Here is a 20576-nt window from a genome sequence, read left to right on the forward strand (position 1 = left end):
TCAATGGTAGTATTGGGAGCCCCGGATGTTGTCGTGCAGGATCGGCTCGCGCTCCGGGGCTTTGGACACGGGCACCTTGTCGAGCCCCTTTTCGAGGATCGATTTGACGGAAGGATAATTGCGCGCCTGGATCTCCAGAGCGCGGACCGCGGCGGCTTCAAGCCGATCGGCGCCGAAGCGCTTGGCCAAGCCGATGATGCCAAGGCACGAGCGGTATCCCTGTTCGGGATGCGGCCGATCGTTGATGATGCGCTCGACCAACAGCGACAGCATCGGCCCGATCCGGGCCGCCTCGTCGCGGATCTTCGCGGGCGTCCATTCCAGATAGCGCCGGTGGCTCGAGGGCATATGCTCGGGCACAGTCGTGTGCCGGCCATTTCCGCTGCCACGCATGTGAACGGCAATGCGCTCGCCGCCCAGGAAGATCTCGACAGTGCGTGCGGTAAAGCGGGCTTCTACCTCACGGCGGGCGAAGCGATGCGGCACCGAGTAGTGATGCTGCTCGAGCGCGATATGGTAGTCGAGCCCGACCCGGCAGCGCTTCCACTGGGCATGGACCCAGGGCTCGGCAGGCAGCGGTTTGAGGTTGGGCGCGTCAACCTCATCGAACAGTTCGCGCCGGGTCTTCTGGAACTGGCGTAGCACGCGCCGGTCGTTGAGATCGGCAAGGCACTCGGCAATGCCCGCATTGACCTCGGCCAGACTGTAGAAGATCCGGTTGCGCAGCCGGCCCAGCACCCATCTTTCGACGATGCCGACGCAAGCCTCCACTTTCGCCTTGTCTCTCGGCTTCCGGCTTCGTGTCGGGAGCACCGCCGTACCGTAATGGCGGGCGAGGTCGGTGTAGCTGCGGTTGACCATTGGATCGAAGTTGCAGGCCTTGATCACCGCGACCTTGGCATTGTCGGGCACCAGCAACCGCGGCACGCCGCCGAAGAACGCGAACGCGGCGTTGTGGGCCTCGGCCCAGTCAGCAAACTGCTCCGTCCAGGTCGCGCACGCGAACGACAGGCTCGAGCCGCCCAGCACCGCCACGAACAGATGCGCGGCGCGGATCTCGCCGGTCCGGCGGTTGATCACGACCGGGACAGTGTCGCCCGCGTAGTCGACGAACAGCTTCTCGCCGCCGGCATGGCTCTGGCGCATCACCAGCGACAACCGGCCTTCCCAGTTGCGGAACAGCTCGCACCAGCGACTGTACCGATAACCGTCGGGATGAGCGGCGATGTATTCTTCCCACAGGACCTGCAGCGTCACGTGCTTGCGCTTCAGCTCGCGTGCCACCACCGACCAGTCGGGCTCGGATTGCTTGCGTCTGCCCGGCTTTACCCCGGCAGGCCCATAAAGCCGGGCTTCCAGTTCCGCGTCGCTGATCTCGGCCGGAACCGGCCAGGAAAGCCCCGAGCGCTCGAAGCGGACCACCATGTCTCGCACCGTCGAGCGTGCAATGCCCATCATACGGGCCACCTCGCGCATCGGGACACAGCCTTCCCGGTGCAATCTCAATACTTCGCGCACATCGCGCATCTTCGGCCTCCTCGTCGGCATCCAGTCCTCCCGGCTCACACGCAGCCGCAAGGATGGCCCAACGATCAGGCTTCTCATCCCCCGGCAGGTGGCCGGGAATTAATCGGAATGCCGGCCGGGATCAGGTCGGAATGCCGGCCGGGATCAAATCGGAATGGTGGCCGGCATGACCTCGGAATCCGCAGTCACAAAAATCCGAGATCGCGCACGAGGCGCTCGAGCGTATCGGGCAACTCTACGACATTGAGCGCGAGATCGCGGGCAAGCCTGCCGATATCCGCCGTGCAGTACGCCAGGAGCTGAGCCGACCCAAGCTCGAGGCTCTGCATAGCTGGGCCGAGAAGCAACTCACCCGTATCTCGACCAAGGGAGACCTGGCGAAAGCCTTTCGCTACGCTCTGGGGCGCTGGCACGCCTTCAGCTTGTTTCTCGACGATGGACGCGTCGCCATCGACAACAACGCTGCCGAGCGGGCTGTCCGGCCCATATGCCTGGGCAAGAATTATGCGAAGCGCCGGATTATGCGCAGGTGCCGACGGCGGGTCCAGTTGTTGCACCAGACCCGCCGCCATAAACTTCACATAATCACAACGACTGCAGGAAGCTCATCAGATTGTCGGAGGCTCGGAAGCGCCCCGGCGCGGCGGCGCTTGGTTGCAGCTTCATCAGAGCCTGTTCCTTCATCGCGAGATCGGCTTCGACGTACATATGCGTCGTTGCCGTATCCTCATGACCGAGCCACAGGGCGATGACGGTGATGTCGACGCCCGATTGAAGCAGGTGCATCGCCGTTGTGTGTCGAACCGTATGGGGTGTGACTGGGCGGTCAAGGAGCCCCGGATTCTTGCGACCTGCAGTCGCAACGGCAAGGTTCAAGCGCTGGGTGACGTTCGAGCGGGTCATGCGGCCGCCACTTCGGTTCGGAAACAAGATACTATCCCCCGAGGGATCGCCGATCTGGCGGCGCCAGGACCTGATCAGCGCGGCAGTTGGGCGCCAGAGCGGCACACTGCGTTCTTTGCGGCCCTTGCCACGCAGATGCGCGGCGGGCTGTCCTTCAAGGACAACGTCCCGGCACCGCATGCCGATCATCTCGGAAACGCGGGCGCCCGTGTTGTACATCATGCTGAACAAGGCGCGGTCGCGTTGTCCGGCCCAGCTAAGCCGGTCAGGTGCTTCGAGAATGGCGCTGATCTCGGGCCGTGACAAAAACCCGACCATTGATCGATCGAACCGCTTGAGCGGGATCGCCAGCGCCCGTTCGATCGTCGCCAGCGACGCAAGGTCGTGATGCGATGCATATTTAAGGAACGTCCTGATCGCGGCGAGACGTGCGTTGCGGCTTCGAACGCTGTTGCCTCGATCCTTCTCGAGATGGTCCAGGAAGGCGAGCAACAACGGCGCGTCGAGATCGGGCAAAGTGATGGCGCTGGGCGTTCGACGGAGTGCTGCCGCCGCGTAGTTGAGGAGCAGGCGCAAGGTATCCCGGTATGCCGCTACGGTCTGAGCGCTGACCGCACGCTGCTCGCCGAGATGATCCAGAAAGAAGCGCTGGACGAGCGTCGGCAATGTCGGGGGAGTAAGCTCAGCCATGAGCTGCCTCCCCGAAAGCGAAGTGTTCAAAACGGTTGCCTGCGGTGGCCATCAAATCCGGGATGCCGGTCAAATACCAATAGGTGTCCGATACCTTTGCATGGCCAACGTAAGTCGAGAGCGCCGCGATAGCATTGTCGATATCAGCACCTTCGGCTTGCCACCGTTGGATGCGTCTGCAGATGAACGTGTGCCTGAGGTCATGGATACGAACGTCGCGATAGGCACCCCGGGCAACGATGCCCGCTTCGTTGCGCAACTTCTGGAAGGTCCAATGTACTGCGCGCTTTTTTAGCGACCGTGATGGGGTCGAGACGAAAAATGTGTCCTCAGCCACGCGCGGTAGAAAATGATCCCGCATGCGAAGATAATCGGCGAGTGCGACGGCGACGGTGGCGTGGAAAGGCACATGCCGCGATTTGTTGAACTTCGTCATCCGGACCGTCAGGCATCGACTTCCAAGGTCCACATCGGCGCACCGCAGCTTGATCGCTTCGGAAACGCGCAAGCCGGTTGCGGCGATCAATCCGTAAAAGGCTTCGAACGCAGCGGGTCGAAGCCCGCCTTCCGGATCGAGACGGCGTGCCGCTGCGAGCAACGCCAAGATCTCGTCTTCCGTATAGATATGGGGCGTGGCTCGGCGATGGGACTTGCCGAATATCTGAGTCTGCGGGAACTCCGTGGCCGGATCTTCCCGCAGAAGGTAGGCGGCGAAGGGCCGAAGTGTATCGAGCCGGCGAGCCCACGCCCTCGGCTCGCGACTGCGAGCATGCCCCTTCGCCCACTCGATCGCGAGGTCCGATGTGAGAGAACTCCGGTGGCCAGAGTCGTCGAAGAATCTGGCGAACGAACGAAGCTGGCTAGCGTTCGGCCCGGCGCCAAGAAATCCCAGCGTCGTACGTTCAGCAAGATAGGCCTCTACCTGCGCTGTCATGGTGATCGTCATCATCACGCCCTCCCTGGCCAGGGCATGGCCACGGCCGACAGGCGGCGAAGATCGATCTTGGTATAGATCTTCGACGTGTCGAGGCTACGGTGACGCAAGACATCGGCGATGTGCTTCATGGGCGTGCCGTCGGCGAGCAGGCGGCTCGCGATGCTGTGACGAAGGACGTGGGGATCAGTTCGATCCAATCCGCATCGTACGAAAGCTGCGATCACCGCATGCTTGGCGACGCCTGCCCTGATCGGGACGTCATACGGCGCGACATGGCGCACGAAGATCGCACGGTTGCTGGTCTTCGGTCGCTCATGGCGCAAATAGTCTGCGATGGCGTCGCCGGTGGCAGTCGGCAATGGAAGGCTGTCGGTGAAATGCGTCTTGGTCCTGGCTATACGAATGATCCCGTTGCGCCAGTCGAGGTCGTCGAGGCGAAGCTTTACGACTTCGGAACACCGGAGCCCGAGATCGGTGACGCATCTCACCATCGCGTAAGCGCGCCGCCGTGAGGGTAAATGATCGTCGAATGATGCGAGAACCGCGTCAATCTCGTTTGGCGATAGCACGTCGGGCAACTCTGCTAGGCGCCAATGCGCGGCCCGCGGAATCGCCCGCAGGAGTCGGCCGATATCATCACCCAACATCTTGCGAAACTTGAAATAACAACCGACTGTGCCGCCGGCGACACGCACGGCGCCAGCACTCCAACAACGGCCTTCACCGAGGACAAAACGCCGGACGACTGCCGGGTCGAGCTTCTCAGGATCAATCTCGCCATCACCGAACCGCTCGAGGAGCAGCCGGCGAATGATATGGATCCGCTGCCGCCGCGTCGTGTCCGCCAGACCACCGACATCGCGCATGTAACGATCGAATGCTGCCAGTTCACCGTCGAGCCGGCCCCTCTGTTCGATCGCCGGAATCCGCCTTTGGGCACGAAGCACGTGCAGAAGGTGCCGGATAGCGACGCGCAACTCGTGGCGCAGCTTGCGAACCGGGTAAGGGCAATCGCAAGATGGCACATGGGTATCCAGGAACCGTCGTTGCGCCGCCTCATCGATCAGCGCGATGTCCAAGCCTTCCTCGGTCGCCCACTTCCCGAAATGCGCGACGCAAGCAAAATATACTCGCACTGTGTTCGGATGATATCGGCCCGCTCGAAGATAGGAGACATACTCCTCCTCCACGGACGCAAAGACACTGTTCGCCAGCCAGCGACGCGGTCCCGGCTGCAATAGATCAGACTTCATGAAAGGCTCCTCTCCAGATGGTGGGTGGAGAGGAAGGCGTATTATGTGCAGCTGAAGTTAGTCATGCTGCAACATGTGCGGCGAAAAATGGCGGACTGGGCACAACCCGCCGTCGGCACCTGCGCATAATCCGGCGCTTCGCATAATTGCGCTTATGCATACCTTTCCATAATCGTAAGAACTGGCTATTCGCCGGCTCCGAAACAGGCGCCGAAACCCTTGCCAGCGCCATGACGCTGATCGAAAGCGCCAAAATGAACGGCCTCGATCCACAAGCCTACATCACCGACCTGCTCAATCGCATCCACGATCACAAGATCAACAGGATCGGCGAGCTGTTACCCTGGAACTGGGTGCCGCGCACCGTCCCGCAAGCACTGGCCGCCTGATGGCCGCCGTCACCTCCTTCCTCACCCTCGACTATGTCGCCAGGATACTCGACGAGAACGTGGAGTTGCTGGAGGCCATCATTTCAAACGACGACAACCTCACCTATGGCGCCATCGTCAGCGTCTACACCGGTCCGGAGGAGGCCATCACCGCGCTGACCGATCACGGCGTGCAAGAACTGACGGACATGCTAAGCGAGGCGCGTCTCACGACCAAGGCCTGGCACCAATTCCTCGATGACTTTGTCGACGATCCCGAGCTCGCTTCGCGCTTCAAGGCACATAAGCCGCGGTAACAATCGGACGGTTACCTAACAACGAGCCGGACATACGGTCTTACGGTAGAGCTACCCCGATCAAGCGCCGAAGCGAAGGTGGGCACCTCCATCAACCTCGCGATTTGACAGCATTTTGACGTCTTTCGGCTGATTGGTCGCGGATTTCGGCTTTTGGTACGCGATTTGGCCGATCTTCTTCTGCCCTTGGCCATAGTCCCCGTTTTCCAGGCACACCTATCCCATGGCCGCTCGCCGTTCGTGGAAGATCAGGCGGTTCATGTTGTACGCCAAATTGACGAGCGTGATTTTGGCCTCGGCGCGCTTGATGCCGATGGTGCGGATCAGCATGCCCATCTTGGCTTTTTGCTGTGCAAAGACATGCTCGACCCGCGCGCGGACCTTGGACTTTGTAGCATTCCCGCGCCGGATATGATCCGGCATCGGCTTGCCCCTGGGCTTGCGGCGATGGACCCGGCTGACCCGACCCTGCGCTTTGAGCCACTTCTCGTTGGACTGGCTGCGATACGCCGTGTCGGCCCAGACATCTGAAGCCGTGTTGTCGTTTGTCACTACATCACGCAGCGCGCCCATCGAACTTCGCGCCATCGGTGACCTTGCCCTTGCGGATGAAGCCGAAGGCCCGGCAGATCGAGATGCTGCTTTTGTAGCCAAAGCTGGGAATCGCGATGTCGATCTGCGGCTTTCCGTTAGCTGCCGGGCGGCCCTTGCCGAACTTGAGCGTCCAGCGCGCGTCTACATCCTTTTGCGCTGCTCGGGCAGGTTCGTCCGGCCAGATCTCGGCGGCAGTCTTGCCTTCCTTGATTGCTGCCTTTTCGGCGTCGGTGTTCCGCTGCTTGGGCGCGGCCACCAGCGTGGCATCCACGATCTGCCCACCCATGGCAAGATAGTCGCCCGTGAAGAATTCTGAAGCCCGCGGATAGGCGCGAGTTTTGCCGTGAATGAAGTAATGCAAATCGCAAGGTTCTGAAGATTTGGGCCGAAAAGCTTGCGAATTTGCTTGGGCGCGCGCGCAGGATATTCCCCTCGAGAGCGCACGCTTTGTGATTCTATCATCGCAGACCAGATGACGAGGGTATTTGCAATGGCGCTGAAGAAGCCGAAGCTGCGCGACGACGAGCTGTTTCGGATGCAGCTGACAAACATGATCGACATGGAACATCCGCTGGTGAAGGCGGCGCAGCTGATTGACTGGTCGCAGTTTGACGAGGGGTTTGGCCGGTTCTACACGCAGAAGGGCCGGCCAGGCTTGCCCACGCGACTGTTGGCCGGGCTGCATCTCTTGAAGCACATGGAAGGCCTGTTCGACGAGGCGGTGTGCAAACGGCAGTCGAGAACCCCTATTACCAATACTTCTGCGGCGAACAGTATTTTCAGCACAAACTGCCGCTGGATCGCTCATCGATGACGCGCGGGCGGATCGGGCCGGAGAAGCTGGAGTTGCTGTTGGCGCAGACGCTGGACGTTGCGATACGCACGAACGCGGTGACACCGCAGGCTTTTGAATGCGTGACGCTCGATACGACGGTACAGACCAAGGCTGTTGCCTATCCGACCGACAGCCACCTGCTGATGCGCGGCATCGAACTGCTCAATCGGCTCGCCAAGAAGCACGGCATCCCACTGCGCCAGTCATTCCTTCGGGTGGGACGCCGCGCCAAGCGTGACGTATCCCGGCTCATCCATGGTCGCGGCCACAAACAAGCGATGCGCTGGGTGCGCAAGATGCGGACCTGGCTGGGTGGGTCGCCTCGATCGCGACATCGGCCGCAAGATCGCCGGCCATAATACGCTGGAAGCTGCCTTTGCGGTGCCACGTGAGCGGATCGCCAGGATTCTGACACAGAAGGCAGGCGACACCGACAAGCTCTACGCCCTGCACGCGCCGGAGGTCGAATGCATCGCCAAGGGAAAAGCCAGGACACGCTATGAGTTCGGCGTGAAGACCTCGATCGCCGTCACCAACGCGCGGTCCGCCGGCGGCCGGTTCATTGTCGGCATGCAGGCACTGCCCGGCAGCCCCTATGATGGTCACACGCTCACCGGCCAGATCACGCAAATCGAGCGCCTCACCGGGGTGGCTGTTGAGCGCGCCTATGTCGATCGAGGCTATCGGGGCCACAAACATTAAGGCAAAGCTCAGGTTTACATCGCCCACAGCCGTGGCATCGTAATTGCTCACGGGGGTGGCGATGAGCATTATCAGGCGATGGCGAAGTTTCCATCGACGAGATCGCGGATGGCGTTCCAGTGCGGCTGTCCGTGGAGGCGAGCGGTACCGGTGACGGAGCGGTATCCGGCATGGATCTGAGCCCCCAGTCTGATCGGAAGCCGTTGGTCACCTTTCGGAAGACGACGGAGGGCCTGATCTCCCGTTCAGAGATGTTGTTGGTGGGCGGCACGTCGCGGTCGGCGAGGAAGACGAAGAACTTGGTGCGCCACGCCTTGATCTGGCGTTGCAGTTTGCGGCTGGCGGGATGTGCGGCGGGCACAGCGACGAGCGCGTCGAGTTTGCGGTCAGCCTTTCCGGCATAGGCGGTGAGCGTGCTGTCCTTCAATTCGGATCGTCGCTTGCCGACGCGGATCGCCCATCGCAGATGGTCGCGGATCTTGGGAGCGATCACAGTATCGCCGCAGTCGATGGCATATTGGACATCGCGCAGCACATGAGCGAGGCAGACCTGGTGTCGCTGCCCGAGTTCCTGCTGGCCGGCATAGCGATCCGAGACCCAGACTTCGGGCCGATAGTCGCCCAACACCTCCTCGGCGACGCTTCGCGCCCGGCGCGGCGCGATCTCGTGGAGCACCGCCTGGTCGGACAGGAACACCCATTGCCAGTGGGTGACGCCGTCGATCCGGGTCGTGGTTTCGTCCGAAGCGATCATCCGCGCGGCCAGCAGCTTGTCCTTGATCGCCGCGCGGGCCGTCGTCAGCGCGGCCCCGGCCCGGCGAAAACCATTGGCGATGGCGCCCTCGGAAATGCTCAGGCCGAACAACTCGGCCATCATCCGCGACAGCCGCTCGAAGCTCACATGATGGCTGTGATGAAGATAGAGCAGCAGCGAACGGATGCCCGGCCCGAACGGCGTGCCCGGCTGCGTGGCGCCATCCCCTCGGGCGCCTCGGCCCGGTAGCGACGCCCGCAGTCGCTGCAGCGACCACCGAGCAGTTCGACCCGCGTCACCACCGGCCGGATCGCCGGCAAATCGATATGATCATAACGGTGCCGGCAGCGCTGCACCGCGCCCGAAACGTCCGTCCCGCAATGCGGACAGGCCCCAACCATCCGCCGCTCCGTCTTGTCGGGCTTCTCGCTCAGCGGGCGGGACACACCGGGCCGTGACGGGCGAGGCCGCTTCGGTCGGATCGGGCTGCGCTTCCGGTTCGGCCGCTCGGGACCATCCTGAGACGGCGGCGTGTGCGAGTTCGAGGATGTCTTCTTCGGCTTGCCTTTGAGTGCCGCCTCAAGCTCCGAAATCCGAACCGCCATGCGCTCGATCACCGCCGCCTGCTCCAGCAGCAGCGCATCCTTCTCAGCTTCCGTCAGGCGATAACCAAAGGGCGGCTCCATGAGCATCTTGACTCATATTCCGAGTCTCGCCGCAACCCCCTTTTTGCCACCCCCGTGAGCAATTACGTGGCATCGCGTCACCGACAATCAAGCGGGAGCAGCGTCGGCGCAATGCCGTCGAGCCGATCATTGGCCATACTAAGAGCGATGGACTGCTCGAGCGCAATCACCTGGCCGGCGCGACCGGCGACGCCATCAACGCTATCCTGGTCGCCGCCGGACATAACATGCGCCTGCTCATCGCATGGCTGACTACCTTTTGGCATGCGCTGATCACGGCGCTGTTCTCAGCCATCCTGCCAACAAGAATCGTCGCCTGAAGCGCCACGCTATCAAACCGGGGAATTTTAAAACCACACTTTCTCCAGCGACAGCGCGAACTCCACAAAACCGCATTCTTCACGGACGACAAGATAGCCGCGAGTCTTGAGCTCCAGGTCGAAGGCAGCAAACAGCGGGTCCATGGCCCCGGCATGGGTCAGCCGCTCGCGGAACATGCGGATTGTGTTGGCATCCGGCGTCGCTGCGGCGAGATCGAAACCAAGAAAACGCAGCCAGCTCAAACGGTCGCGGATCAGATATTCCATGCGCGCGTCGCTCACGTTGTTCTGCGCCGCGAGGATCAACACTTTGAACATCGGGACCGCGTCATACGGTGGCCTGCCACCACCCCGCGAGCCATCCCCGTAGGACAGTGCCGTTACCAAAGCGGGGCGAAATATCTCAAAGTCGATGAGCCCGTTCAATTCCTCCAGCGGATCGCCATTCGCTGATAGCCGATTCAAATGCTCCGATAAGCCAAAAAGTCCCGATTGCCGCATGCCATGCTCCCGATCCTCGTCAGCAATGAATCATGCCCGCAGCCGTTTGGCGAGAAGTAAATGGAGGTGCCCAGGTTGCTGACTTCTTAGCTTATGTCGACTTCGCACTTGGGCGGAAGGCACCTCCACAGGGGCTAAATAGCGACCTGTTAAATCAGGCTCCGGAGCGGAACCTGCACGTCACCCGCGGCGGCAAGGTTGACGACCGCGCGCCTGCCAACTAGCCGTCGGCCAACCGCCATGTCCGCGCCCCGGTTGACGGTAAGAACACCTTCTACAATTTTATCCGAGAGAAAGAGGGCAGTAAAGCTGTCGCCCTCCAAGTCGCCGCGCAATATCAGCCTCAAGCTGTCGTCGATGCGTCCAGCGACCTGGATGTTGAAATCGTACTGGTCGGACCAGAACCAGCAGGGCTGAACATAGCCGCCAGCGCCACCCAATATTGCAGCGGCCGCGACGTCCGCCTGCCCAGCCGCGTTCTGAAAGGTCTCCAGCCTGACCCGCGTGCCGAAGAAGCCGGGCTGGTTGCTCACGTCGCCCGCTGCCCAGACATGGGGATCGCTCGTCCGGCCCTGCGCATCGACCACGATCCCGTTGGCCACACGGAGGCCTGCGGCCGCCGCGAGTTCGACGTTGGGATCGACGCCGATGCCCACCACCACGGCGTCCGATTCCAGCCGCACGCCGTTGGTCAGGATCACGGTGCGTACCGTACCGCCTTCCCGCTCCAGCGCAGAGACGCCCACTCCGTAATGCGCGGTCACGCCCCGCGCCCTGTGGAGTTCCGATAACCACCCTCCGAAACGGCCACCCAGCGTGCGCAGCATGGCCGCGCCGCCCGGTTCCACGGCGGTGACCCGACATCCGGCCTGGACGGCACTCGCCGCGACCTCCGCGCCGATCACGCCCATCCCCACCACGACGATCGCGGCCCCCGGCCGAAGCGCCGCGCGCAGGTCGTCCGCATCGGCGCGGGTCCTGAGGTGATGCACGTTAGCCGCATCCGCGCCCGGAAGATTGAGCCTGCGCGCCCGCGCGCCGGTGGCCAGCAGGACCCGATCTGCCGGGATGCAGCGGCTGTCGGCCAGCCGCAGTTGGCCCCCGGCACGGTCCAGCGCCTCGACCCTCGTCCCGAGTATCAGGTCGATCTGATTGTCGTCGTACCACCGCTCGTCTCGAAGCTCGAACCCCGCCGGCACCGTGTCCGACCGCAACCATTCTTTGGACAGCATCGGCCGTTGATAGGGCCGCCACGGCTCCTCGCCGATCAGGACGACGCGCCCCTCGAACCCGCCGGAGCGGACGGCGGCCGCCGCCTGAGCGCCGGCAAGATTGGCGCCGACTATAGCGATCGTTCCGATCATGGTCATGCCGGCCTCGTCGGTCCCCGCTACCTAGAAGCGGATTTCCGCACCGATGCCGACGCGCCGCGGACGTTCGTAGATGATATAGGTGCCAAGCGGACCCGGGGAGATTTGCTGCGCCACCTTCGCGTTCGTCAGATTGCTGGCAAACAAATTGAAGCTGATCTTCTCGCCGGGAAGGCGCAAGCCGATCTCCCCGGACAGCATCGTATAGGAATTCTGCACCAGCGAATTAAGGAAGTCGTAATAGACCTTGCCGCTGTGGAACAGGTTCGCGCTCGCGGTGAGGCGGCTTTTGCCGATGTCGACGCCATACGTGCCGCCCAGATTGAAGGTATAGCGCGGCGTGCGGATCATCCATTTGCCAGAAACATCTGCGGAGCTAACGATATTGCCGCCGGTTGACTTGGGGATGAAGACCTGGGCCTGCGGAAACTTGTCATACTCGGCATGTGTGTAGACCGCGGACGCGCGGAGGTTGAGGTCGCGTATGGGGACAACGGTGACTTCCAGCTCCCCGCCGTAGATCTTCGCCGTCGCCGCATTCTGCAAAATGAAAGCATTGCTGGCCGAACGCGCCGTCACCTGCAGGTCGCTATAGTCATAGCGATAGGCCGAAAGGTTGGTCCTGAGCCATGACGCGGGGTCGACCTTCAACCCGATTTCGGCCGCCTTGATCGACTCCGGATTCACCGCGATCGGCGACGTGCCGAAAGTGTTGAACACCCCGCTCTTGAAGCCGGTGCCGTAGCTTGCGTACACATTGGCGTGATCGGCAAAATTATATCGCAGCGCAGCGCGATAGGTAAATTTGTTAAATGATTTGCGGGCGGTGCCGAACGGCAGCGGTGTGCCATTGACCGATTGCTCGAATGTCCGTTTCTCGGTCGTGTAGCGCACACCGCCGGTCAGAAAGAGCGAATCGACGATCTCGTAAGTGCCCTCCGCAAAGCCCGCAAAGGAGGTTGTCGTGACCTTCGGCTCAAGTAGTGTTTGGCTCGGCACCGCAGTGGGAGATACCGCGCTGTAGATGAACACCGGCTGTTCGCCGGTCAGGCGAAACGCATAGGCTCCGAGGATCCATTTGAACCGCCCGACACCGGTGGAAAGCAGCCGCACCTCCTGGCTATACGTCTTGGGCCGGACCCGCATGTCAGTATAGCCCAGCAGAATGTTCGAGGCGTCCGAATCGGCGTATTGATTGACACGCGTCGTCATGAAGGCGCCGGTAGTCTCCAGGTTCACGCCGCCCAGATCGAACTGCGTGCGCAGCGACAGATCGAACCGGTTGTAGTCGGATCTCCCGCGCCCATTGAGCGATGCCTCCCAAGCCTGGTCAGGAATAATCACTCCCGGAAATGGCGCACCGGCGGTGTTTCCCCGGAACGGCTGCTGCGACGCCACCTGATCTTTCGAATCGACATACGCCGCGGTCAGGATGATTTTTGCCGAATCGCTGGGTTCGAACATTAGCTTGCTGCGTAGCGAAATCGTCCGCGCAGCGCCCAACGTCCCACCGGTGTTGAGGTCACTGATGTAACCGTCGCTCTTGCGGTATAACACCGCAAGATCGGCTGCGACTGTTTTGCCAAGCCCTCCGGTCACATAACCGCGAACATCGACGTCATTCGCCTCTTCTCGGGAGCGACCGTAGCGCGCGGCGATCCGGCCACTCGTCGTGAAACTGGGATCCGGCGTGATGACGTTGACCAGCCCGCCAGTGGCATTGCGGCCCGAACACGGTGCCCTGCGGGCCGCGCAACACCTCGACCCGCTCGACCTGGACGAGGTCGATCTGCGTCGAATATGGGTCCGCCTGATAGACGCCATCGACGTAGATCGCGACATTACTCTCGTCCCCGGTAGAATTCCCTGCCGAACCGACTCCGCGAATGCTCGGCTGCATCACGTTCTGGTTACGACCGCCGTTGAATGCCGGAATGATCTGGGTAAGGCTGCGGACCTCGCGCACGCCCGAATTTTCGAGTGCGTCGCCACCGATCGCCGTCACCGTCACTGGAATGTTTTGAAGCCGTTCTTCACGGCGCGTAGCGGTGACCACGATGTCGGCAATGCCGCTGTTATCGGGCGGGGTCGCGGCGGGAGCCGCTGGCGTGTCCTGCGGCGTGGCCGCAGCGGAAGGAACTGGCGCGACCGCTTGCGCCTGCGCGATCGCCGGGAAACTCACCGCGCAAAATAATGCGAACGGCCGCTTCAGAACCTGCATTCCCATATTCCTCTCCCCTTTGCCTCGTTGGGCAACACCAAGATACGCGCAGCTCATCCGGCGGACTTCCCGCTCGTCAATACGGCGGCGTATGTTTATGGTCCATTCTTGTCAATACTTATGTTTGCTCGCCCGTGGCGGTGAGGTGCGCGACACCAGAGATCCATCCCGGCGCCGGCCGATATTCTTTCTGTGCGACACGGTATTGACCCGTTGCTCCCATCGCCGCGGACGCGGCGACCCATGCCAAGAGTTCGTTGGCTCCCGAACCCGCGACCGCGTCGACCGCCGCGGTATCCAAGGCGTCGAGAGCCTCCCAGTCCTGCGCCGCGATCATTTCCAGGACACAAGCGTCCCAGGCGGGATTGAGCGGCCGTACCGGCCCCTCCCCGCGCGCGGCGTCCGCTGCGACGGCAAGAACCTTAGTTTCCCGTGCTCGCTGCTCGTCACGGGTCAGCGCTGCCGCCCCGGTCAGGCGGGCCCGCACTTCCGGGCTCGCGCCAGCGATCTGGGGCACCAAGGGGTCGTGGGACAGCCCGCCCGATGCGGCGAACAGGATGCGCAGGCTGCAGCGTCGCGCGAAACGTCCTACCGCTTCACCCAGCAGACGCGCGCGGCGATAGGTCGGCAGCGGCGGGGCGGCGCAGTTCACGAAGATCGGCACAACGGGATAGCGGTCCGCCCGGCCGAGCATCAGTTCCCACATCTGCACGAAGCCGTGATCAACCACCATCGCGTAGGAAAGCGCTGCGTCCACGTCTCCTGCACGTACCGCGTCGAGCACCTGCAGCGCGAACACTTCATCGACCTTCAGCGGTTCGTCTGACGTTGCCCAGTCACCATAGGAACGCGCAGCCGTCCCAACGCAGAAGCTCGGCATCAGACCGTAGTTGAAACCGTGAAAATGGTCAGGCGCGAACTGGATGATGTGATCGGGGGCAAAGTCTTCGACGAAGTTGGCCATCCGGTCGAAAGACGCCTTCACCGCCATGCAAGTGGCATCGTCCGCGAGTTCCGGGTTGAGCATGACGGGGGAGTGCGAGGCACAGGCGAGGGCGAACGGCATCGCTATTCTCCCCCGACGCCGGCGTCGCGACCGAGCAGGAACGCCAGGTGGATACGGTTGAACGTGTCCGCATCCTCATATTGCGGCCAGTGCCCACACTCGTTCATCACGGCGAACTGGCTGCCCGGAATCATGTCGGCGATCTGCTTGCCTTCGACTGCGGTCGCGGTGGGATCATGCGAGGTCCACAACACCAGCGTTGGCGCCTTGATCGACGCATATTGTTCGGGCGCGACCATATTGCGCCGCCGGATCTCCATGTCCTGAAGGCACAGGATCTCGCGCATCACAGCTGCGAAACCCGGCTGGCTGTAGATGCGCCGGCGCACCTCGACGAGATCGTCGGTGACCTTGGTCTTGTCGTGCATCAGCATCTCGAGGCGCTCGCGAATCATCGCAGGATCGGGATGCTCCACCGCCCGCATCGACAAGCGCCTGATCCGCTCCATCACCTCCGTGTGCGCGGTCCAGCCGCCCGCGGTATTGAGCACGACCCGGTCCACCGCATCCGGGTGGTTCACCGCAAGATAAGTCGCGATCCAGCCTCCGAGCGATTCGCCCGAGACGTGCGCCCGCTCGCGCCCGAGCGCTTTCATCGCTGCCAGCACGTGCCTCGCGTAATCGCAAATTTCATAACCGCCGGTCGGCTTGTCGCTCCAGCCATGCCCAACGCTGTCGATCGCCACGGTCCAGAAGTGCTCCGCATGCGCGGCGAAGTTGCGCACATAGGCTTCCGCATGGCCGCCGGTGCCATGGAGCAGCAGCAGCAGCGGCTTGTCGCTGTCGCCGGCGCTGATGAACCGCGTTCGGACACCGCCGGCGTCGATGAAGCCCTGGCGGAACTCGGTGGGACCGAGATCGGTCCAGATGCTGTGGTACGGCGTTTCCATTGGCGTATCCTGTTATCGTTGCTGCGGGGGTCAGGCGATGTTGTGATAGCCACCTCGCCAGTGGACGAGCGGCGGCCTGTCGTGGTGGCGCGCGTGCATTACGCGGCCCAGAAAGATCGCGTGATCACCGCCGGGAAACTCGTCGACCCTCTCGCATTCGATCCATGCGAGCGCACCCGGCAACAGGGGTATGTCTGCCATGCCGGTCGCCGCACGGAGCGCAGCGAAGCGATCGACCGGAGCGCAGAATCGCCGGGACACTTCCTCCTGGTCAGCGGCCAGGATGTTGGCCGCGAAGTGGCGCGCCTTGCTGAAAACCGCATAAGAGGGCGCCGTTCGACGCAGGCTCCACTGCACCAGCGGCGGATCGAGTGACAGCGAAACGAACGAACTGACGGTGACGCCGTGGGGCGCGCCCTGCGCGTCCCGAGTGGAGATCACGGTCACACCACTGGCCAGGCACGCCATCGCGCCGCGGAACGAATCCGCGCTAACGCAGGGTGAAGCCTGCCCCTCGGACCGGCCGTTCACGCCCCCGATCCTGGCGCGGCCCCTGCGGGTTGCGGCTCCCCTGCCAGCGCCAGAGCCGCATCCACCAACCGCCGGTAATCGGTGTCGTCAACCGCCAGATAGGTGCCGGCGATGTTGCGGACGGGATCGCCTGCATAATAGCGCTCATACTGGACGAGCCGCTGGCCAAACGCCTCGCCGGCCAGATCCCAGGCGAGCTTGAACAGCTTCACCCGATCGATCGACGGCAGCTGCGCGCCGGCATAATAGGTCGCGGTATCTCCGGCGATCTCCTCCGCCGCCAGATCGGCGCCCGACGGCATCAGCATGAACCCGCCGGCGCCGATCGTCTGGAGGATTTCGATCACGCGCGGATAGGCTTGCGGCAGCATCGTCCGCAGCGTCTGGAGCGGCGCGAGCGCAGGCCGGAGCGTACCGCTCGCGGTTCGCTCCGCCTCGACCTCGGCGCGTGCCAATCCGCTCTTGAGATGCTCGACATAGCCGATGCATTCCCCCAGCATGTGCTGCACATGCAGGAAGGTGTCGGCACCGATCGATCGGGCAACCGCCATGGCGAGGCCGGTGGCGAACTGCATTTTCGCCAAGGCGCGTGTATTGGTCTGGTACGCCGTGTGATTGCGGATCGCGGTGCGGAAATACATCTCCCCCGACAATTTAACGTTGCGGTAGCTAAAAACCCGTTGCCACGGCACGAACACGTCATGGAACACCAGAAGCGAGTCGTTTTCCTCGAACCGGGTCGAAAGCGGATGGTCGAACGAAGCACGCTCCCCTGCGATAACGTAGGGCTGGCGGCAGATCTGGCGAAGGCCCGGCGCACTGGCGGGGACCGCGCAGATCAGCGCGTGGTCCTCGTCGCCGGGCTTCATCCCGGGCAAATTGTACAGCAGGATTTCATCTGCGACAGGCCCCAGCGTGGCGATCATCCGGGCGCCGCTGATGCGGATCCCGCCATCTTCCTCTCCGGTGACACGCAGATGAAGTGCGCCCTGTTCGTGGCTCTGTTTGGTGCGATCGTTCTGCGGCGGGACCAGCGCATGGCTGAGAAACAGGTCGTGGCGGCGGACATGATCGTAATACCACGCGACGCTGTCCGCATATCGCTCGCCGGCCTCGCCAAAGACGCTCCGGTCCTCCCAGAGCGCCAGCAGGGTGGTATTGAGGAAATCGGGGGACCGCCCGAGCAGGCCGACGCTCGCCTCCGCCCAAAGCCTGAACCCTTCGCGCCGCCTGCGCAGGTCGTCGACGGTCTGCGCGGGCTCGAACGCGATTCCGCAGCGCTCGCCGGTGACAGCGTCGAGCGCGGTCAGGCTGTCGCGATGCTCGGGCTGGTGCTGCATGTCATACAGCGCCGCGATCTCGCGCGCGACCGCGCAGAACGCCGGGTGATCGGCGACGTTGTCGACTCGCTGACCGCCAACCCATACGTCGCGCGGACTCGATCGCAACCCCTGCAGATACTCGGCCCCGGTCCGCACACCCATCCACTCTCTCCCGCCGATCGAAACACCGTACCTGAGAGTATCTAATCCCGGGCGACTGGTTGCCCCAAGCCGAACTTCCAGACTGTTCGTCTGGTGAACAGTCAGTTGAGGAAACCGATTCTCGCTTCGAGCCGCTCGACGCAGTCGCGCAACGGCTGCAGAAACCGAGCTGCCGCGACCGCCGGCGTCAGCACCGAAGAAAAGAAAACGATGTTGACCGCACCGATAACATTCGCGTCTCGGCGCACCGGGAGTGCGATTGCGCTAGTACCGGATTCAATCAGGCCATGGCTGGCGCCGAATCCATCCCGCCGCGCCTGCTCAATGGCCCGGGTAACTGCGCCATCAACTGCGATCTCACTAGCGTCTTCCCCCGCTGCGGCGCGCACCAGTTCAAGCGTTTTGCGCAAGCTGCCCATCGTCCATTGCCGCCAGCATCGCACGGCCCAGGGCAGAGCGCAGCAGGGGGCGATGCTGTCCGATGAGCCGGCGAAAAACCGTCATTGTAGTCCGCGGGTGCGTGGAAGCGGCGATCGTCAGGCGCCCGTCCTTGATGACGGCGTAGTCGCTCGGCCAGCCGATTCGGACGACAAGCACATCCAACTCAGACTGTGCGGCCTGCAGTTCAAGATCGTCTTGCCGAATCTCCAGCCCGATCCGTTGCACCTTCGGCGCCAGATAATAGCGACCGTCGTCGCGGCGCAGGGCGAACCCTGCCGCGGCCAATGTCGCCAGCAACCGATAGGCGCTGGACCGGTCGATGCCGGCCCGGTTTGCGAGCGCGGTCGGCGATGACCAGCCCATGTCCGCCATCGCGTCCAGCAGCGCGAGCCCGCGTTCCAGAGCCCGAACCTCTCGATAGGGGCGGTTCGGCTCGGCCATCAGTATGAGGTCACTGCATCCGTTCGGGAAGTTCGAGAAGGAATTCCAAACAGACCTCCCGCTGCGCCCGAAAGGCCTGAAGTCCGACATCTCGGTGAATGACGTTGACTCCGATGAGATGCGACAGCGCGAGCAGCGCGGCGGCGGCGGCGCGAGATTTGCTCATCCCCATGTCGCGGTAGATTTCGGCGATGATCGTAAGCCGTTCGCTGTCGACGTCGGAGATGGCGTGGCGCGCCAGTTCGGAAGACCGCGCCCATTCGCGCAGCGCATGTTCGATCGTTCCGCCAGGGACGTCGCTGCGATCTTCCGACGCTAGTCCGAGAAGGTATGAGAGGCGGTCACGGGGCGTCTCGATCTTCGTGCGCACGAAGCGGCCGACCGCGGAGGTCAGGCTTTGCTGCCAGAACCGAAGCATTTCGCCCAGCAGCGCGTCGCGGTCCTTGAAATGCCAGTAGAAGCTGCCCTTCGTCACGCCCAGGGCGCGTGCCAGCACCTCGATGCGGACCTGCGCGACGCCACCATTCCCGACTTCTTGCAGCGCGGCCACGATCCAGTCGTGTTTCGACAGACGCTCTGACTGATCGGCATTTGCATGCGCCTGTTGTTTTGCCATGTAGACCGCCACCTCCGTTATTGCCTGGGCCCATATCGCAATCGTCGGCAAACCGGAATCACAATGACTCCGGGTCAAGCATTTTCCACATCGAGAACCAGCTTTCCAATGGTGCGCCCGCCTGCAAGTTCCACAAGCCCCTCCTGGAGCGCCGCGAACGGCACTGTCGCGCCGATTATGGGACGGATAGTTCCCTCTGCCAATGCCGTGGCGAGCCCCCTCTGGACCGCAGCGATGCCGGATGGATCAGCATCGAATTTCCAGAACACGCCCCGCGCCGACGCCGCCTTTACGAGCAGGCGGTTGGCGGGGATCGCGGGAATAGCCCCGCTGGCAAAGCCGACGATAAGAAGACGCCCGCCCCAGGCGAGCGCGCGGACGCTTTGCAGCGTGATGTCTCCGCCCACCGGATCCAGCACGACATCAATCCCGCCCGGCGCGATCCCGCGTAGCGTTTCGACCCAGTCTGCGGCGCGGTTGTTGACGATGGCACTGGCACCGTTGGCGGTCGCCACCGCTGCCTTTTCCGGCGCGGCGGTCGCCGCGATGACGCGCGCGCCGGCGTTGCGTGCGAGCTGCGTCGCGGCGATGCCGGTGCCGCCCGCTGCGGCGTGTATCAGCACGGTCTCGCCCGCTCGCAAGCCGGCGGTGTCGAAGAGCGCGATCGACGCAGTCGTATAGGAGATCGGGATCGCGGCGGCCTGTGTGGGGTCTGTGCCCGGCGCGAGACGGATCAGCCGCGCAGCGTCCACTGCGCAATATTCCGCATAGGCGCCCGAGGTAACCTGCGCCATCACCAGGTCGCCAAAGGCAAGATGTGCGAAGCCACCCGTATCGACGACCTGGCCGGCGATTTCCGCACCAAGGATAAACGGCGGATCGGTCCTGACTTGATATTCGCCGCGCACGCTGATGACGTCGGCGAAATTCAAACCGGCGCGCAGCACACGGACCAGCGCGCAGCCTGCCGGCACGACGGGAATGCGAACGTCCCGGATGCTGACGCGGTCCAGCGTCCCATACCCCTCAACCACCCAAGCCTTCATCGCGCCACCCTCCTGTTGCATCCAGCCATACGCAAAGGTATGTTTTCGGGCAAGGCGCACCGACGTCAGGATATCGAGAGGAT

General features: G+C 62.9%; 22 protein-coding genes and 4 pseudogenes. 7 read left to right on the top strand and 19 right to left on the bottom strand.

Features of this window, described 5'->3' with window-relative positions:
- Positions 1-1527, bottom strand: coding sequence for an IS21 family transposase (gene istA / locus F1640_RS03760; RefSeq protein ID WP_194917528.1), 1527 nt, complete (start codon positions 1525-1527; stop codon positions 1-3).
- 191 nt (positions 1528-1718) lie between these two features.
- Here istA and F1640_RS03765 point away from each other — a divergent pair.
- Positions 1719-2027: pseudogene (locus F1640_RS03765) on the top strand (transposase); the annotation flags it as partial.
- Between the two features lie 85 nt (positions 2028-2112).
- Here the strand turns inward: F1640_RS03765 and F1640_RS03770 are convergent.
- The 3 genes from F1640_RS03770 to F1640_RS03780 are packed head-to-tail and all read right to left on the bottom strand — an operon-like array spanning position 2113 to position 5310.
- Complete coding sequence (locus F1640_RS03770; RefSeq protein WP_194917832.1) at positions 2113-3120, bottom strand: tyrosine-type recombinase/integrase; 1008 nt, start codon at positions 3118-3120, stop codon at positions 2113-2115.
- Positions 3113-4069, bottom strand: coding sequence for a tyrosine-type recombinase/integrase (locus F1640_RS03775; RefSeq protein ID WP_206694621.1), 957 nt, complete (start codon positions 4067-4069; stop codon positions 3113-3115). The genes F1640_RS03770 and F1640_RS03775 overlap by 8 nt, the downstream gene beginning before the upstream one ends.
- Complete coding sequence (locus tag F1640_RS03780) at positions 4069-5310, bottom strand: tyrosine-type recombinase/integrase (RefSeq protein ID WP_194917834.1); 1242 nt, start codon at positions 5308-5310, stop codon at positions 4069-4071. The genes F1640_RS03775 and F1640_RS03780 overlap by 1 nt, the downstream gene beginning before the upstream one ends.
- 173 nt (positions 5311-5483) lie before the next feature.
- On the opposite strand from F1640_RS03780, the pseudogene F1640_RS03785 reads away from it, so the two are divergent.
- A pseudogene (locus F1640_RS03785) lies at positions 5484-5699 on the top strand (transposase domain-containing protein); the annotation flags it as partial.
- Positions 5699-5995: a hypothetical protein gene (locus F1640_RS03790; RefSeq protein ID WP_194917836.1), complete on the top strand. Its 297-nt coding sequence runs from the start codon at positions 5699-5701 to the stop codon at positions 5993-5995. The pseudogene F1640_RS03785 and the gene F1640_RS03790, both read left to right, overlap by 1 nt.
- A gap of 216 nt (positions 5996-6211) precedes the next feature.
- Here the strand turns inward: F1640_RS03790 and F1640_RS25965 are convergent, their stop codons facing one another.
- On the bottom strand, positions 6212-6568 hold the full coding sequence (locus F1640_RS25965; protein WP_206694622.1) for a transposase: 357 nt from the start codon (positions 6566-6568) through the stop codon (positions 6212-6214).
- Positions 6552-6875: a hypothetical protein gene (locus F1640_RS25970; protein WP_206694623.1), complete on the bottom strand. Its 324-nt coding sequence runs from the start codon at positions 6873-6875 to the stop codon at positions 6552-6554. The genes F1640_RS25965 and F1640_RS25970 overlap by 17 nt, the downstream gene beginning before the upstream one ends.
- Positions 6876-7079: 204 nt before the next feature.
- Between F1640_RS25970 and F1640_RS03800 the strand changes: the two genes are divergently transcribed.
- The 3 genes from F1640_RS03800 to F1640_RS03810 are packed head-to-tail and all read left to right on the top strand — an operon-like array spanning position 7080 to position 8126.
- Positions 7080-7403 carry a hypothetical protein gene (locus F1640_RS03800; RefSeq protein ID WP_194917838.1) on the top strand — a complete coding sequence of 108 codons (324 nt, stop codon included), beginning with the start codon at positions 7080-7082 and terminating at the stop codon, positions 7401-7403.
- Complete coding sequence (locus F1640_RS03805; protein ID WP_194917841.1) at positions 7400-7783, top strand: hypothetical protein; 384 nt, start codon at positions 7400-7402, stop codon at positions 7781-7783. Before F1640_RS03800 ends, F1640_RS03805 begins: the two co-directional genes overlap by 4 nt.
- Positions 7737-8126 carry a hypothetical protein gene (locus F1640_RS03810; protein ID WP_052192316.1) on the top strand — a complete coding sequence of 130 codons (390 nt, stop codon included), beginning with the start codon at positions 7737-7739 and terminating at the stop codon, positions 8124-8126. Before F1640_RS03805 ends, F1640_RS03810 begins: the two co-directional genes overlap by 47 nt.
- A 71-nt stretch (positions 8127-8197) precedes the next feature.
- Here F1640_RS03810 and F1640_RS03815 read toward each other — a convergent pair.
- Positions 8198-9566 (bottom strand): annotated as a pseudogene (locus F1640_RS03815) (IS66 family transposase).
- A 65-nt stretch (positions 9567-9631) separates the two neighbouring features.
- On the opposite strand from F1640_RS03815, the pseudogene F1640_RS25080 reads away from it, so the two are divergent.
- Positions 9632-9850: pseudogene (locus tag F1640_RS25080) on the top strand (IS5/IS1182 family transposase); the annotation flags it as partial.
- A 63-nt stretch (positions 9851-9913) separates the two neighbouring features.
- On the opposite strand, the gene F1640_RS03825 reads toward F1640_RS25080, so the two are convergent.
- From F1640_RS03825 to F1640_RS03880, 12 genes are all read right to left on the bottom strand, one after another.
- Positions 9914-10387: a transposase gene (locus F1640_RS03825; RefSeq protein WP_255530212.1), complete on the bottom strand. Its 474-nt coding sequence runs from the start codon at positions 10385-10387 to the stop codon at positions 9914-9916.
- A 149-nt stretch (positions 10388-10536) separates the two neighbouring features.
- The gene (locus tag F1640_RS03830; protein WP_255530213.1) at positions 10537-11757 is read right to left on the bottom strand and encodes an NAD(P)/FAD-dependent oxidoreductase; all 1221 of its coding nucleotides are present in this window, start codon (positions 11755-11757) and stop codon (positions 10537-10539) included.
- Between the two features lie 24 nt (positions 11758-11781).
- Positions 11782-13356, bottom strand: a complete 1575-nt coding sequence (locus F1640_RS03835) for a TonB-dependent receptor domain-containing protein (protein ID WP_206694624.1) — start codon at positions 13354-13356, stop codon at positions 11782-11784.
- A gap of 19 nt (positions 13357-13375) precedes the next feature.
- A complete protein-coding gene (locus F1640_RS03840; protein ID WP_194917845.1) occupies positions 13376-14035 on the bottom strand; it encodes a TonB-dependent receptor plug domain-containing protein in 660 nt (219 codons plus the stop codon).
- A 61-nt stretch (positions 14036-14096) separates the two neighbouring features.
- The gene (locus F1640_RS03845; RefSeq protein ID WP_194917847.1) at positions 14097-15044 is read right to left on the bottom strand and encodes a 3-carboxyethylcatechol 2,3-dioxygenase; all 948 of its coding nucleotides are present in this window, start codon (positions 15042-15044) and stop codon (positions 14097-14099) included.
- Positions 15045-15046: 2 nt separating this feature from the next.
- The gene (locus F1640_RS03850; protein WP_194917849.1) at positions 15047-15934 is read right to left on the bottom strand and encodes an alpha/beta fold hydrolase; all 888 of its coding nucleotides are present in this window, start codon (positions 15932-15934) and stop codon (positions 15047-15049) included.
- Positions 15935-15964: 30 nt separating this feature from the next.
- The gene (locus F1640_RS03855; RefSeq protein WP_206694625.1) at positions 15965-16465 is read right to left on the bottom strand and encodes a flavin reductase family protein; all 501 of its coding nucleotides are present in this window, start codon (positions 16463-16465) and stop codon (positions 15965-15967) included.
- Positions 16462-17949 carry a 4-hydroxyphenylacetate 3-hydroxylase family protein gene (locus F1640_RS03860; protein WP_194917851.1) on the bottom strand — a complete coding sequence of 496 codons (1488 nt, stop codon included), beginning with the start codon at positions 17947-17949 and terminating at the stop codon, positions 16462-16464. The genes F1640_RS03855 and F1640_RS03860 overlap by 4 nt, the downstream gene beginning before the upstream one ends.
- A 101-nt stretch (positions 17950-18050) precedes the next feature.
- The gene (locus F1640_RS03865) at positions 18051-18368 is read right to left on the bottom strand and encodes an IclR family transcriptional regulator C-terminal domain-containing protein (protein ID WP_194917853.1); all 318 of its coding nucleotides are present in this window, start codon (positions 18366-18368) and stop codon (positions 18051-18053) included.
- On the bottom strand, positions 18343-18831 hold the full coding sequence (locus F1640_RS03870) for a helix-turn-helix domain-containing protein (RefSeq protein ID WP_194917855.1): 489 nt from the start codon (positions 18829-18831) through the stop codon (positions 18343-18345). The genes F1640_RS03865 and F1640_RS03870 overlap by 26 nt, the downstream gene beginning before the upstream one ends.
- 10 nt (positions 18832-18841) lie before the next feature.
- The gene (locus F1640_RS03875) at positions 18842-19459 is read right to left on the bottom strand and encodes a TetR/AcrR family transcriptional regulator (protein ID WP_194917857.1); all 618 of its coding nucleotides are present in this window, start codon (positions 19457-19459) and stop codon (positions 18842-18844) included.
- Between the two features lie 62 nt (positions 19460-19521).
- Positions 19522-20514, bottom strand: a complete 993-nt coding sequence (locus tag F1640_RS03880; protein ID WP_375336177.1) for an NADPH:quinone oxidoreductase family protein — start codon at positions 20512-20514, stop codon at positions 19522-19524.
- Between the last annotated feature and the right edge of the window lie 62 nt (positions 20515-20576).

It is taken from the genome of Novosphingobium sp. NBM11 (assembly GCF_015390225.1).
Classification (GTDB): Bacteria; Pseudomonadota; Alphaproteobacteria; order Sphingomonadales; family Sphingomonadaceae; genus Novosphingobium.